Annotated in this window: 14 protein-coding genes and 2 pseudogenes; 4 read left to right on the forward strand and 12 right to left on the reverse strand. The window is 65.4% G+C overall.

Features of this window, described 5'->3' with window-relative positions; all coding sequences use genetic code 11:
- Positions 1–95: 95 nt before the first annotated feature.
- Both ACGFK1_RS32705 and ACGFK1_RS32710 read right to left on the reverse strand, forming a co-directional pair.
- The gene (locus ACGFK1_RS32705) at positions 96–554 is read right to left on the reverse strand and encodes a nucleoside deaminase (protein WP_393439906.1); all 459 of its coding nucleotides are present in this window, start codon (positions 552–554) and stop codon (positions 96–98) included.
- Between the two features lie 71 nt (positions 555–625).
- The gene (locus tag ACGFK1_RS32710; RefSeq protein WP_393439909.1) at positions 626–1,135 is read right to left on the reverse strand and encodes a tRNA adenosine deaminase-associated protein; all 510 of its coding nucleotides are present in this window, start codon (positions 1,133–1,135) and stop codon (positions 626–628) included.
- A gap of 93 nt (positions 1,136–1,228) precedes the next feature.
- Here ACGFK1_RS32710 and ACGFK1_RS32715 point away from each other — a divergent pair, with 93 nt between their 5' ends.
- Positions 1,229–2,188, forward strand: coding sequence for a prephenate dehydrogenase (locus tag ACGFK1_RS32715; protein ID WP_393439912.1), 960 nt, complete (start codon positions 1,229–1,231; stop codon positions 2,186–2,188).
- Here ACGFK1_RS32715 and ACGFK1_RS32720 read toward each other — a convergent pair.
- Genes ACGFK1_RS32720 through ACGFK1_RS32740 form a run of 5 tightly spaced genes read right to left on the reverse strand, consistent with a single transcriptional unit; the run spans position 2,151 to position 6,290 of the window.
- Positions 2,151–2,774, reverse strand: coding sequence for a putative glycolipid-binding domain-containing protein (locus ACGFK1_RS32720; protein ID WP_393439915.1), 624 nt, complete (start codon positions 2,772–2,774; stop codon positions 2,151–2,153). The two genes, ACGFK1_RS32715 and ACGFK1_RS32720, sit on opposite strands and share 38 nt — an antisense overlap.
- Positions 2,771–3,559: an ABC transporter permease gene (locus ACGFK1_RS32725; RefSeq protein ID WP_393439918.1), complete on the reverse strand. Its 789-nt coding sequence runs from the start codon at positions 3,557–3,559 to the stop codon at positions 2,771–2,773. The genes ACGFK1_RS32720 and ACGFK1_RS32725 overlap by 4 nt, the downstream gene beginning before the upstream one ends.
- Entirely contained in the window at positions 3,556–4,239 is a 684-nt protein-coding gene (locus ACGFK1_RS32730; protein WP_393439921.1) for an ABC transporter permease, read from the reverse strand. Before ACGFK1_RS32730 ends, ACGFK1_RS32725 begins: the two co-directional genes overlap by 4 nt.
- A 3-nt stretch (positions 4,240–4,242) precedes the next feature.
- Positions 4,243–5,352: an ABC transporter ATP-binding protein gene (locus ACGFK1_RS32735; protein WP_393439924.1), complete on the reverse strand. Its 1,110-nt coding sequence runs from the start codon at positions 5,350–5,352 to the stop codon at positions 4,243–4,245.
- Positions 5,349–6,290, reverse strand: a complete 942-nt coding sequence (locus tag ACGFK1_RS32740) for an ABC transporter substrate-binding protein (RefSeq protein WP_393439927.1) — start codon at positions 6,288–6,290, stop codon at positions 5,349–5,351. The genes ACGFK1_RS32735 and ACGFK1_RS32740 overlap by 4 nt, the downstream gene beginning before the upstream one ends.
- A gap of 129 nt (positions 6,291–6,419) precedes the next feature.
- On the opposite strand from ACGFK1_RS32740, the gene ACGFK1_RS32745 reads away from it, so the two are divergent.
- The gene (locus tag ACGFK1_RS32745; protein WP_393439930.1) at positions 6,420–6,824 is read left to right on the forward strand and encodes a lipopolysaccharide assembly LapA domain-containing protein; all 405 of its coding nucleotides are present in this window, start codon (positions 6,420–6,422) and stop codon (positions 6,822–6,824) included.
- On the opposite strand, the gene ACGFK1_RS32750 is transcribed toward ACGFK1_RS32745, so the two are convergent.
- From ACGFK1_RS32750 to ACGFK1_RS32760, 3 genes are read right to left on the reverse strand one after another with little or no spacing between them, the layout of a single operon-like run.
- Positions 6,821–7,738, reverse strand: coding sequence for an alpha/beta fold hydrolase (locus ACGFK1_RS32750; RefSeq protein ID WP_393439933.1), 918 nt, complete (start codon positions 7,736–7,738; stop codon positions 6,821–6,823). The two genes, ACGFK1_RS32745 and ACGFK1_RS32750, sit on opposite strands and share 4 nt — an antisense overlap.
- Before the next feature lies 1 nt (position 7,739).
- Complete coding sequence (locus ACGFK1_RS32755; protein WP_393439936.1) at positions 7,740–8,765, reverse strand: phosphotransferase family protein; 1,026 nt, start codon at positions 8,763–8,765, stop codon at positions 7,740–7,742.
- A gap of 9 nt (positions 8,766–8,774) precedes the next feature.
- Positions 8,775–9,383 carry a histidine phosphatase family protein gene (locus ACGFK1_RS32760; RefSeq protein WP_393439939.1) on the reverse strand — a complete coding sequence of 203 codons (609 nt, stop codon included), beginning with the start codon at positions 9,381–9,383 and terminating at the stop codon, positions 8,775–8,777.
- Between the two features lie 17 nt (positions 9,384–9,400).
- On the opposite strand from ACGFK1_RS32760, the gene ACGFK1_RS32765 reads away from it, so the two are divergent.
- The gene (locus ACGFK1_RS32765) at positions 9,401–10,171 is read left to right on the forward strand and encodes an SDR family NAD(P)-dependent oxidoreductase (protein WP_393439942.1); all 771 of its coding nucleotides are present in this window, start codon (positions 9,401–9,403) and stop codon (positions 10,169–10,171) included.
- Positions 10,172–10,241: 70 nt separating this feature from the next.
- Here ACGFK1_RS32765 and ACGFK1_RS32770 read toward each other — a convergent pair.
- A pseudogene (locus ACGFK1_RS32770) lies at positions 10,242–12,120 on the reverse strand (alkyl/aryl-sulfatase).
- Positions 12,121–12,173: 53 nt separating this feature from the next.
- Between ACGFK1_RS32770 and ACGFK1_RS32775 the strand changes: the two are divergent.
- On the forward strand, positions 12,174–12,689 hold the full coding sequence (locus tag ACGFK1_RS32775) for a cupin domain-containing protein (protein WP_393439945.1): 516 nt from the start codon (positions 12,174–12,176) through the stop codon (positions 12,687–12,689).
- 16 nt (positions 12,690–12,705) lie between these two features.
- Here the strand turns inward: ACGFK1_RS32775 and ACGFK1_RS32780 are convergent.
- Positions 12,706–12,896 (reverse strand): annotated as a pseudogene (locus ACGFK1_RS32780) (hypothetical protein); the annotation flags it as partial.

Below are 12,896 nucleotides of genomic sequence, written 5' to 3' on the forward strand. Positions count from 1 at the left end.
GGCTGGCTCCACTTCTACAATCACCACCGAGCCCACTCCGCCATCGGAGGCCAGCCGCCGATCACACGACTGACCAACCTCCCTGGACATCACAGCTAGTCCGATCGCTGCCGCGCGAAGAACGCCTCCAGCGGCGCCGCGCATTCGGTGGCAAGCACTCCGCCGCGCACCTCTGGCCGATGCGTCAGCCGCCTGTCGCGCACCACGTCCCACAACGACCCGACGGCGCCGGTCTTCGGTTCCCATGCGCCGAACACCAACCGCGCCACCCGCGCCATCACCAACGCGCCGGCGCACATCGTGCACGGCTCGACCGTGACCGCTAGCGTGGCGCCCTCCACCCGCCAGCCGTCGCCGAGCGCGGACGCCGCCGCGCGTAGAGCCAGGATTTCCGCGTGCGCTGTCGGGTCGCCGAGGTCCTCCCGCCGGTTGGCTGCCCGCGCCAACTCGGTGCCGTCCGCCGCGACGATCACCGCCCCGATCGGCACATCGCGAGGACCCGCCGCATACGCGGCCTCCAAGGCAACCCGGATCAGCTCCTCGTCAGTCGTCACCGACCCAACCTGATTGTCGGTTCACCGACCCAGCCCGATTGTCGGTTCACCGACCCAGCCCGATTGTCGGTTCACCGACCCAGACGCTCGAGAACGGCGGACAACTCGTCGGCGAAGCCCATTTCGCGCGCTATCCGGCCCAGTTGTTCGTCGGCGTACAGGTCGGATTCGTCGAGGATGACGCCCAGCACCGCCTCAGGCAGGCCCACGTCGGAAAGCACGCCGAGGTCACCCTCTTCGAACGGGTCGGCCTCTTCGAGTTCCTCGGGAGAGATGTCGTTGTCGAGCTTCTCCAACACCTCGGCGGCGATGTCGTAGTCCAGCGCGGCCGTGGCATCCGACAGCAGCAACCTGGTGCCCGCAGGCGCAGGCCGCACGATCACGAAGAACTCGTCGTCAACGTCAAGTAAGCCGAAAACCGCACCGGCGCTACGCAATTCACGGAGTTCGGTTTCCGCGGCGGCCAAACTGTTCAAAGCGGCCTTGCGCATCGCCGAACAGCGCCACTTGCCGTCCTCGCGCACGACGGCAACGCCGAATCCGTCTGGCATGTCGGCCGCCGGCGCACCCTGTGCTCCCATGAGGGGTAACGGTAGTCCCGAGGTCCGGGGTTTACCAGCAGTCCCGACTTGGGCTGACGTCGGGCGATGTGCTTTGTATGCCAACCTTGGAGGATGACGAACACACCGATCTGTGTGGTGGGACTGGGGCTGATCGGCGGCTCGGTGATGCGCGCCGCCGCGGCCGCCGGGCGCGAGGTTTTCGGCTACAACCGCTCGATCGACGGGGTGCAGGCGGCCAAGTTCGACGGGTTCGACGCCACCGACAATCTCGACGAAGCCTTGCGCCGCGCGGCCGACAGCAACGCCTTGATCGTGCTCGCGGTACCCGTGCCCGCGTTAGCGAGGATGCTGGCCCGCGTCCGCGACACCGCGCCCGAGTGCGCGCTGACCGACGTGACCAGCGTGAAAGGTTGCGTGCTGGACGAAGTGCAGTCCTTCGGCCTGCTCGACCGCTTTGTCGGCGGCCATCCGATGACCGGCACGGCGCACTCCGGTTGGACGGCGGGCAACGCCCGTCTGTTCGTGGGTGCACCATGGGTGGTCGCCGTCGACGACCATGTCGATCCCGACATCTGGACCACGGTGATGAACCTGGCGTTGGACTGCGGATCGGTGATCGTCCCCGCCCGCTCCGACGAGCACGACGCCGCCGCGGCCACCATCTCGCACCTGCCGCACCTGCTCGCGGAGGCACTCGCGATCACCGCGGGCGAGGTGCCTTTGGCGTTCGCGTTGGCCGCGGGTTCGTTCAGGGACGGCACCCGGGTGGCCGCCACCGCACCCGACCTCGTGCGCGCCATGTGCGAAGCCAACGCCGATCAATTGCTGCCCGTGCTGGAGCGCATGCTGGCCCTGCTCGGACACGCGCGCGATGCACTGGCCGCCAAGAATCCGCTCACCGATCTGGTCGAACCCGGTCATGCGGCGCGGATCCGTTACGACAGCTTCAGCCGACCCGAGATCGTGACCGTGGTGGTCGGCGACGAGAACTGGCGCCAGGAACTCGCCGCCGCGGGGCGGGCGGGCGGCGTGATCAGATCCGCTCTGCCAACCCTGGGTAGTCGAGAATGAAGCCGTCGTCGTCGACCCTGATCGTGGTCTCGGCGACCGGCGAATGCAGTTTGATTCCGTCGGCCGCGCTGCTGTAGCTGATGTTGGCGCGGTCGACCGACAGGTCGGGCAGTCGCACATAAACCACTGGACAGCTGATCGAGTCGCTGCGTTGATAGAGGCCGGTGCGCCGGATCGGCAGCGCGTTGAAGAACGGGCTGAAGATCACGTCGACGTCGAGCGCACCGTCGTACGCGGCGCGTTTGGTCTCACCGGTGTGCTGCTGCACCAGCCACATGTTTTCTTCGTCGCGCGCGATCGACAGTTGACGCTCGCGCTCGGCAAGTGTGACGGTCAGCGACAACCGCTTGGTCGCGCCTGCTTCGTCGGTGACCAAGTCGTAGGAAGCCGAGAAGGCGGGGTGCGACGGCGTCGCGGCGGCAACGATCCTGCCGTGCGCCTTGATCCGGTTGCCCGACAGCTGAACCCGGACCGACTCCATCCTCGGGACGTCATGCGCGCGCCAGGTCAATGTTCGCGGCCACGACTCCTTCTGCTCCTCGCTGGCGCCACCGGTGTCCTTCTCATCAGAGCGACCTTCACTCATGCCTCTACCGTAGGCGAAGGATCGCCTCGTTCGTAGCCCGCTACCGAAGTGCTTTCGGCACGCGACTTCGACTCGAGGGCGACCTCGTCGCCGAGCAACGGTTGGGGCATCGCCCGACGGCCCTTCAGCCGGCCGGTGCCGGGTACCGAGGCCCAGACGGCGAAAGCCAGGACGGCGTCGAGGATCAACGCCAGCGCGGTGACCATCAGCGCGCCGACCAAGGCGAGATAGAACTCCCGCACCTTGATCCCGTCGATCAGATAGCGCCCCAGCCCGCCCAGGCTCGCATACGCGGCGACGGTCGCGGTGGCGACGATCTGCAGTGTCGCCGTGCGCAGCCCGCCAAGGATCAGCGGCATCGCGTTCGGCACCTCGACCCGCAGCAGCACCCGCGATTCCGTCATCCCCATCGACCTGGCGGCGTCCACCACCGCAGGGTCTACGTTCGCGATGCCCGAGTAGGTCCCCGCCAACAGGGGCGGGATGCCCAACAGCATCAGCGCCACCGTCGGCGGCACGAGGCCGAGGCCCCACAGCAGCACGCCAAGCAGCAGCACGCCCAACGTCGGTAACGCACGAAGCGCGTTCACCCCGGTCACCACGAGGAAGGTGCCGCGACCGGTGTGCCCGATCAGCATGCCGATCGGCACGGCGATCAACGCCGAGAAGACCACGGCGACGACGGTGTATTGCAGGTGCTCGAGAATGCGCGCCGTCATGCCGGCGGGGCCGCCCCAGTTGGCCGCGGTGAAGATGAACGACAGCGCCTGCTGCAGGAAGTTCATGCGGTCGCTCCGGCGGTGGCTTGTTGGCGAGCCGCTCGTGGTGCTCTGGTCGCCCTCGTCCACGGCGTCAGTGCTTTTCCGGCGAGCATGATCAGCGTGTCGATGACGATGGCCAGCACGAAGATCGCGATGATGCCTGCGATGATCTGGTCACTCTTGTTGGCCTGATAGCCCTCGGTGAACCAGGTGCCCAAGCCGCCGATTCCGATCACTGAACCGACGGACACCATCGAGATGTTCGTGACGGCGACCACCCGCAGGCTGGCGATGAGCACCGGAATAGCAAGCGGCAGTTCGACTTTCAGCATTCGGGAGACAGGCTTGTAGCCCACCGCAGTGGCGGCATCGAGCACAGCGGGCGATACCGCGTCCAGCGCCTCAGGGACCGCGCGCACCAACAATGCGACGGTGTAAAGCGTCAATGCCACAATGACATTCGCCTCGTCGAGGATGCGGGTGGGGATGACGAGCGGCAGCACGACGAACAGCGCGAGCGACGGGATGGTGAAGATGATGCTCGCCGTCACCGTCGTAAGCCGGCGCAGCGCCGTGGTCCGCTGCACCATTGCGCCGAGCGGTACGGCGATTATCAGCCCCAAGACGATGGGGACGAGGGACAACCGCAGATGGATCAGCGTCAGCGCCCAGAGGTTGTCGAGGTGAGTGAGCAAATAGCGCATCGGCTACCCCAGTTCCGGCACGCGGCGCTGTTCGTTGAGCGCGTCGAGGACGTCGTCGGCGCGCACACCGCCGATCAGTTGACCGTCGTCGCCGACCGCCACTCCCAACCCGGACGGTGAGGACAGTGCCGCGTCAAGAGCCTGCCGCAGGCTACCGTCCGACCGGAAGAACGAGCCGCCGCCGATGGTGCTGTCATACAGCGAATTGCCTTTGCGGTGCGCCTCGACACCGTCGGCGTTGATCCAGGCGAACGGCGTGCCGTCGGGCCTGGTGACCAGGCGCCACTCTCCGGTTTCCAACATCAGGCCGTCGACATCGTGGTCCACCACCGTCTTGATCTCGTGCAGCGGCAGGCCGGCCGAATGGAAGAACTGCAAACCTCGGTAGCCGCGGTCGGCGCCGACGAATCCGGAGACGAGTTCGTTGGCGGGGTTGGACAGGACGAACGCGGGTTCGGCGTACTGCAGCAATGTGCCACCGCGCCCGAATACCGCGACCTTGTCGCCGAGCTTGACCGCCTCGTCGATGTCGTGAGTGACGAAAACGATGGTCTTACGCAATTCGCTCTGCAGTCGCAGGATCTCGGTCTGCAATTCCTCGCGAACCACAGGGTCAACCGCGCTGAACGGTTCGTCCATCAACAGAATCGGCGGATCTGCGGCCAGGGCGCGCGCCACGCCGACGCGCTGCTGCTGGCCGCCCGACAGCTGCGCAGGGTACCGATTGCCGAGTTTGGGGTCCAGACCGACGCGTTCCATTACCTCCAGCGCGGATTTGCGTGCGCTGCGCCGTGATTCGCCGCGCAGCACCGGCACGGTGGCGACGTTGTCCACCACCCGCAGGTGCGGCATCAACCCGGCGCTCTGGATGACGTAGCCGATGCCCAATCGCAGCTTCACCGGGTCGACATTGGTGACGTCCTTTCCGTCCACGGTGAGCGTGCCCGAGGTCGGATCGATCATCCGGTTGATCATCCGCATCGAGGTGGTTTTGCCACAGCCGGAAGGACCGACGAACACCGTGAGCGTTCCCTGCGGGACTTCCAATGTCAGATCGTCGACCGCGACGGTGCCGTCGGGATACGTCTTGGTGACGTGCTCGAACGTGATCACTTCTGCACCGGCTTGTCGAACCCGTTGTCCCTGATCCATTGCGCCGCCGCTTCGTCGGGGTCGACTCCCTTGTTGCCTTCGACGGCCGTATTCAATTGGATCAGCCCCTCGGTGGTCAGCTTGGCGCTCACGGCGTCCAGTACGGTCTTCAGTTCGTTGGACATCTTCTGCGACGCCACCAGTGGCACGACGTTGGCGGCCAGGAAAACGTTCTTCGGGTCCTCGAGCACCACCAACCGATGCTGCTCGATCGCCGGTGACGTGCTGAAGATGTCGGCGGCCGTGATCGCGCCGCTTGTCAGGGCTTGCACGGTCGCGGGGCCGCCGCCGTCGCTGATCGCGACGAAGTTCGCCGGCGAGATGTCCAACCCGTACTTGTCCTTCAACCCCACCAGCCCGGTCACGCGGGTCTGGAACTCCGACGGTCCGCCGACCTTCACCTCGGGTGAGTGCGTCGCGAGGTCGGCGATGGACTTGAGGTTCCATTTCTGCGCCGTCGCCTCCGTGACCGCGAGGGTGTCCTTGTCCTCCGCGGGTGACGGATAAAGAATCGACAGATCGCCGGGCAGCGCCTTGAGCAGTGCCAGCAGCACCGCGTCCGGTGTCGTCGCAGGCGTCTCTTTGTCGAAGTACTGCAGCAGGTTGCCGGTGTATTCCGGGATGAGATCGATGGAATGATCTTGCACCGCGGGGATATAGGTTTCGCGGCTGCCGATGCCGAACTGGCGCCCGACGGTGAAGCCGTTGGCTTCCAACGCCTGGGCGTAGATCTCGGCGATGATCTTGGATTCGGTGAAGTCGGCCGAACCAACCTTGATCGACTTCAGATCGCCGGATATCTCGCCGCCGCCCAGCGGATTGGAGCTGCCACACCCTGCGGTTATCACCGTAAGAACGGCAGCTAGGATGGCCAGGATCGGTCTACGTGTGCTCGACATACCGGATGTCCTCTCGGCGCATTGGCTCCTGGAGGACACTAGCGAGATGCGCGACGGAACGCCGCCCTTTGCGTCAGCGTGCGCACCGATATGGTTTCTTTCGATGCGCAAAGGGGCAAAGATGAAGCCATGACCAGCGATCCGTCTGCCTCGTCCGATCGCCCACTTGGCGAGGTTCCACCGCTGCCCGCCGAGGCGCCGGAGACCTCCTCCAAAGGGAGTCCACCGGATCCGACGGCCACCCCCGGTGAATACCTGATGTCGCCCCAATCCGCGGTCAAGTTCACCCGCGCTGCGGCGCTGTGGTCGGCGCTCATCGTCGGCTTCCTGATCCTGATTTTCTTGTTGGTGTTCATCCTGCAGAACACCGACTCGGCGACCATCCACTTCTTCGCTTGGGAGTGGAATCTGCCCGTGGGCGTTGCGATTCTGCTTGCCGCGGTGTGTGGCGGCCTGTTGACCGTCGCGGCAGGAACCGCGCGCATCATTCAGCTGCGTCGCGCGGCCAAGCGGAATTTGAAGGCCGGCTTCTAGCCGAGGATCTGGGCCGCAATCACATCGGGGTGCGTGTACGGGATCATGTGGTTGCCGTCCACGGTGAGCAGTCGTGTCCCCGGCAGCGTGTCGGCGAGCCGGCGAGGATGGTCGATGTTGATCAGCTTGTCGTCGATCGCGGCGATGATCAGCGATGGCACCCGGATCTGGGGCACGTTGTCGTCCAACCAGCGTGACGTGTCGTCGAACTCCAGTTGGTCCGATGCGAATGCCGCCATATTGCCCGGCGTCATCGTCACCGAAAGCAGCCGCCGCTGGTAGGCGGGATCCACAGGCGCAGGTTCGAAGGCGCGTTTGGCGCCGCTGGTTGCCACCACGCGCTTGATCACGTCGCCTGGGGCTACGTCGACCAGCGTGCGCACCAGCGGGAGTTGTGTGAAGCGGACGTAGTGGGCATTGAACTCGTCCATGGGCTGCGACCTGGTGCCTCCTGCGCCCGGCGCAACGAGAATCATCTTGATGAGATCGCGGGGATAGCGACGGGCCTGACCCAGTGCCACTGTGCCGCCGAACGAATGACCGACCACAATCGCGGGTGAGACCTTGCGCTGCGTCAGCATTTCGTGCACCAGATCGATCTGCTCCTGGTACGGCAACCAGCCACCTTTGGACCAGCCGAACCCTGGCCGGTCGAACGTGATCACATGCCTGCCCTGCAGGTGCGGCAGAACCGGGTCGAAATCCTCATGCGTGCCGGGCAACCCGTGGATCATCACCACGGCCGGACCTTCACCTGGCTGTTCGACGTAATGAATGTCCTTGCCGCGCAGGCTTGTATACGTTCCGTCGGGCTGCGGCATGCTGGGTAACTTCGCGATCGTGAGGTTGAGCACCGTCAACACCACGACCAGCACCACCATCGACCAGACGCCGAGACGGACGAACATGCGCATCTCAGGCCAGCACGCGCAGTCCCTCGGCCACGAGCGGCGCCACCGCCTGGTCGACCGCGTCGGCGTCGTCGGCGACCCCGCCGCCCATCCTGGCCCGAAACGCGATGCCTGCGGCGATGATCGCCACTTTGAAGTAGCCGAGCGCCATGTAGAAGTCCCAATTGTCCAGAGGCTGTTGCGCCGCAAGGGAATACCGATTGGCTAGCTCGTCGACCTCCGGCATCAACGGCGACGCCCACGCGGACGCGGCGTGGATCATGTTGAACATCGGGTGGCGGTACACGCACATCAGCGCGGCGTCGCTGAGCGGATCACCCAGTGTGGACATCTCCCAGTCCAATACCGCAGCCACCTTGGTGGCATCGTAATTGTCGAGAATCGTGTTGTCGATCCGGTAGTCGCCGTGCACGATCGAACTGCGACTCTGCGGCGGAATCGCTTCCGCTAGAGCCGAATGCAACCGTCTGACATCGGCATCGCACGGATCGTCCTCGCGCCGGACCAGATCCCACTGCCCGCCCCAGCGCCGCACCTGCCGCTCCAAATAGCCGGTGGGCTTGCCGAAATCGCCGAGCCCGACCGCCTCGGAGTCGACGGCATGCAGATCGGCGAGCACCTGGATCAGCGCGTCGACGCAATCGCTGATGACCGTCTTGTCCCCGAGCTTTTCGAGTTCATCGTCGTATCGCACGACTCGCCCCTCGACGTGCTCCACCATCTGAAACGGCGCACCGAGGACGGAATCGTCGTTGCGCATCGCGACGGCGCGCGCGACCGGCACAGGGGTGTCGGCAAGCGCGGCCACCACCTTGTACTCACGCGCCATGTCGTGGGCGGACGGCGTCAGGCCGTGCAGCGGCGGCCTGCGCAACACCCACTTGGAGGCGTCATCGCGTACCAGGAAGGTGAGGTTGGACCTGCCGCCGGAGATCAGCTCGGCGCGCAACTCACCGCTGCGTGGAATGCCGATGGACTGCAGGTGGCGATCCAGGGCGTCGAGGTCAAGCCCTTCGAGCGATGTACTCACCGGACTTGTCTACCACCGCTGGTTTCTCGGCAGCAGATCCCATACGTGCTCGGTGCCGTTGACCGAGGCTACGTACAAGTCGCCCTTGCGTGACGACAGCAGCCGGGTGATCCCGGCGTAGTCGACGTTGACGCACAGGATCTTCTCGGTGCGCAAGATGGTGTGCACCAGCCCGTTGATCACCCCACCGTGGGTGAACACCGCCACCGTGTCCTCGTGGTCGCCGGCGTCGGCGATCGCGCGGATGCCCTCGTTGATGCGGCCGAGGAAGGCGTCTTCGTCGACACCGCTGGGCAGGTGGCCCTGCGCCAGCCGCGCCAGTTGCTCCGGGTACTCGGCGGCGATCTGCTCGACGGGGATGTAGTGGGCCATGTCGCGGTCGTACTCGGCGAGCCGGTGGTCGACCTCGATGGTCAGGCCGAGCGCGTCGGCCACGGGTTGCGCGGTCTGCACCGAACGCCGCTGAGGGCTGCTGACCAGCCGCTTGACCGGGAACCGCGCCAGCGCATCCGGCAGCCGTTTGGCCTGCTCGATCCCGTCGGCGGACAAGTCAGGGTCCGAGCCCTGCCCGGGTTCACTGCGCAATGGCAGCGCGTGCCTGATGAGGAGTAATTGCACCGTGCCACCATAGGGCTGTGACTTCCCGGGGCTACGCCGACGAACTCTTCGACCTCACCGACCGGGTTGTCCTGGTCACCGGTGGCAGCCGCGGCCTCGGCCGGGAGATGGCTTTCGCGGCCGCGCAGTGCGGCGCCGACCTGATCATCGCCAGCCGCAAATACGAAAACTGTGTCGAGACGGCCAAGGAGATCGAGGCCGCGACCAAGCGTGCCGTTCTGCCGTATCAGGTGCACGTCGGGCACTGGGACGAACTCGACGGGCTGGTGGAGGCCTCCTACGAGCGGTTCGGCAAGGTCGACGTCCTGATCAACAACGCGGGCATGTCACCGCTGTACGAGTCGCTCGACTCGGTCACCGAGAAACTCTTCGATTCGGTGGTCAACCTCAATCTCAAAGGGCCGTTCCGGTTGTCGGCGCTGGTCGGTGAACGGATGGTGGCCGACGGCGGCGGTTCCATCATCAACGTCAGCTCGAGCGGGTCGCGACGGCCGCGGCCTGAACAGCTGCCCTATTCGGCGGCCAAGGCGGGACTGAACGCGCTGACGGAAGGCTTCGCACTGGCTTTCGGGCCGACGGTGCGGGTGAACACGCTGATGCCGGGTCCGTTCCTCACGGACATCAGTAAGGCGTGGGACATCCCGGCGACGACGAAGGGTGCGCAGCACTTCGCGCTCAAACGGCTCGGCAATCCGCCTGAAATCATCGGCGCTGCTTTGTTTTTGGCTTCTGATGCGTCGAGCTACACCAGCGGGTCGATCATCCGGTGCGACGGCGGCATGCCGTAGCTTTTCGCCGAAACGGTATTCCAGCAGAGAAAGTTCGAGAAGCGACCTGCTGGAATACAGTTTCGGCGAGTTACGGCTCGACGATGTTGAAGCCCGGATCGGGCTGATCCACCGCTGCGAGTACCGACGGCATCGCGGTGGCGTCGCCAATCACCTCGAGGCCGGGTGACGTCGCGTCGCCCGCGGCGAATGCCAACAGCCTCATCTTGTCGGCGAACGTGATGGTCGCCTGGGCGGTCGACTCCTCGGCGGCCCGCTGCCGATGGATCAGCACGCCGTTGCGCACCGTCACGCGATAGTTGGTGGCCGTGTCCAGGAAACTGATGTCGACCGCGACGTCGAGATTCCAGGCACGTGGCCCGTTCAGATTGATCGCGAAGACATCGAAGATCTGCTCGGGAGTCAGTTGCGCCATCATCGACGGCGACGCGGTTTGCGTCGGGGTGCCGAAGTTGCCTTCCCTCAACTCGGTTGCCCCCGACAGGAAGAAGTTGCGCCAGACCGCGTTTTCCGCGCCGTACGCGAGTTGCTCCAGAGTGTCGGCGTACAGGTCGCGCGCTGCGGTGTTGTTGGTGTCCGTAAAAATGGCATGGTCAAGAAGTGTCGCCGCCCAGCGAAAGTCGCCGGCATCGAACGCCTTTCGTGCGATTTCGACGGCGCGGTCGATGCCGCCCATCGCCTCGACGTAGCGTGGGCCGATCGCTTCCGGCGGGTGCGCCCACAGCCGCGCCGGGTTGCCGTCAAACCACCCCATGTAGCGCTGGTAGACCGCCTTGACGTTGTGGCTGACCGAGCCGTAATAGCCGCGCGTGTGCCATGCGGCCTCCAGCGCCGGAGGCATCTGGAAGTTCTCGGCGATCTCGATCCCGGTGAAGCCCTGGTTCAGCTGCCGCAGCGTCTGGTCATGCAGGTAGGCGTACATATCTCGCTGCAGCGCGAGGAATTCGACGATCCGGTCCCTACCCCAGGTCGGCCAGTGATGGGAGGCGAACACCACATCCGCGCGGTCGGCGAACGTGTCGATGGCCTCCGTGAGGTAGCCGGCCCAGCCGTGCGGGTCACGCACCAGCGCACCGCGCAGCGTGAGCAGATTGTGCAGGTTGTGAGTGGCGTTTTCGGCCATGCACAATGCGCGGAACTTCGGGAAGTAGAAGTGCATCTCGGCGGGCGCCTCGGTGCCGGGCGCCATCTGGAACTCGATCTCGACTCCGTCGAACGTGTGCTTTTCACCGGTCTCCCGGATGTCGACCGTCGGCACGATCAACGCCACTTCACCCAGCGACGGCGTCTGACCCAGGCCGCAACCGACCTGTCCCTGCGTGCCCCGCGCCAACACCGCCCCGTACATGTACGAGGCGCGTCGCGCCATCGCTGTTCCCGCATAGACGTTCTCTTGCACGGCGTGCTGGGTGAAATGCTCTGGCGCTATCACCGCCACCTTGCCCGCGTCGACGTCGGCCTGCGTCGTCACGCCGAGCACACCGCCGAAGTGGTCGACGTGGCTATGGGTGTAGATGACGGCAGTGACCGCCCGGTCCCCGCGGTGGGCGCGGTACAGGGCGAGAGCGGCGGCCGCGGTCTCAGTGCAGACGAGCGGATCGATCACGATGACGCCGGTGTCGCCTTCGATGAAGCTCATGTTGGACAGGTCGAGTCCGCGGACTTGGTAGATGCCTTCGACAACTTCGTACAGGCCCTGTTTCGCGCACAGCCGACTCTGCCGCCACAGGCTGGGATGCACCGCGGTGGGCGCATCACCGTTGAGGAAAGCGTAGACGTCGTTGTCCCACACCACTCTTTCCGTCGGCCGACTTGATGACGCACGGTTCCAGGGCGCCGAGGAAGCCGCGATCCGCGTCGTCGAAATCGCGGGTGTCGGTGAGCGGCAGGGTGGTCAGGTGCTCGCGGTGCGCGGATTCGATGACGGCGGTCGGTGGCTTCTGCTGCATGGATCCAGACGATATTCACCCGATCGCCAAGCGGGCGGTGTTTGACTGATGCCATGGATGTCCGCCGAGTAGTCACCGGGCACGATGCATCCGGTAAGTCCGTGTTCGTCAGTGACGAACTGGTGGCGGCGTCGCCGACGACGGGCTTCCACCGACTGTGGGGCGGGGACACAACCCCGCAATTTCCCGACGACGGCGCCATGCCCGAGCAGCGGACGTATTTCCCGCCGGTCGGCAGGTTCCGATTCGGGATGTTCGCGATTCCGCCGAAGACCGTTGCAGGCTCGGAGATCAATCCCGCGGATGTCGAGGCCGAGGCGCCGGGGCTGCTCCGATACATGGACCCCGCCGACCCCGGCATGCACACCACCGACACCATCGACTTCGAGGTTGTCCTGGAGGGCACGGTCGTACTCGAACTCGACGACGGCGCCGAGGTGACGCTGAATCCCGGAGACACTGTGGTGCAGAACGGCACCCGGCATCGATGGCGCAACGGCGGCGACACCACCGCGCGTATCGCCGTGTTCATGTGCGGCGCTAGGCACACCGCGGTGCCCGCCGGCTAGCTGTCGCCCGAAAGCCTCAAGCGGCGTTGGGTTCCGGACCGCCAGGCTCGCGATCGTCGTGAGTTGGGTTGTCGGGTGGGCGCAGTAGTCGTTCGGGGTGGTGGTAGGTGTGGACCCGGGCTTGGCCGGTGTCGAGGTGTGGCGGTGGGATCCATTCGACTTCGTGACGGTCGTTCATGCGGGTGACCCAGCCATCGGGGCCGACCA

It is taken from the genome of Mycobacterium sp. NPDC048908 (genome assembly GCF_043197955.1).
GTDB lineage: Bacteria > Actinomycetota > Actinomycetes > Mycobacteriales > Mycobacteriaceae > Mycobacterium.

Excerpts from the sequence above, each read along its gene's own strand:
- ACGFK1_RS32745 (WP_393439930.1), top strand. The coding sequence starts at position 6,420 with ATGACCAGCGATCCGTCTGCCTCGTCCGATCGCCCACTTGGCGAGGTT.
- ACGFK1_RS32710 (WP_393439909.1), bottom strand. The coding sequence starts at position 1,135 with ATGGGAGCACAGGGTGCGCCGGCGGCCGACATGCCAGACGGATTCGGC.
- ACGFK1_RS32725 (WP_393439918.1), bottom strand. The coding sequence starts at position 3,559 with ATGAACTTCCTGCAGCAGGCGCTGTCGTTCATCTTCACCGCGGCCAAC.
- ACGFK1_RS32730 (WP_393439921.1), bottom strand. The coding sequence starts at position 4,239 with ATGCGCTATTTGCTCACTCACCTCGACAACCTCTGGGCGCTGACGCTG.
- ACGFK1_RS32750 (WP_393439933.1), bottom strand. The coding sequence starts at position 7,738 with ATGCGCATGTTCGTCCGTCTCGGCGTCTGGTCGATGGTGGTGCTGGTC.
- ACGFK1_RS32740 (WP_393439927.1), bottom strand. The coding sequence starts at position 6,290 with ATGTCGAGCACACGTAGACCGATCCTGGCCATCCTAGCTGCCGTTCTT.
- ACGFK1_RS32720 (WP_393439915.1), bottom strand. The coding sequence starts at position 2,774 with ATGAGTGAAGGTCGCTCTGATGAGAAGGACACCGGTGGCGCCAGCGAG.
- ACGFK1_RS32715 (WP_393439912.1), top strand. The coding sequence starts at position 1,229 with ATGACGAACACACCGATCTGTGTGGTGGGACTGGGGCTGATCGGCGGC.
- ACGFK1_RS32775 (WP_393439945.1), top strand. The coding sequence starts at position 12,174 with ATGGATGTCCGCCGAGTAGTCACCGGGCACGATGCATCCGGTAAGTCC.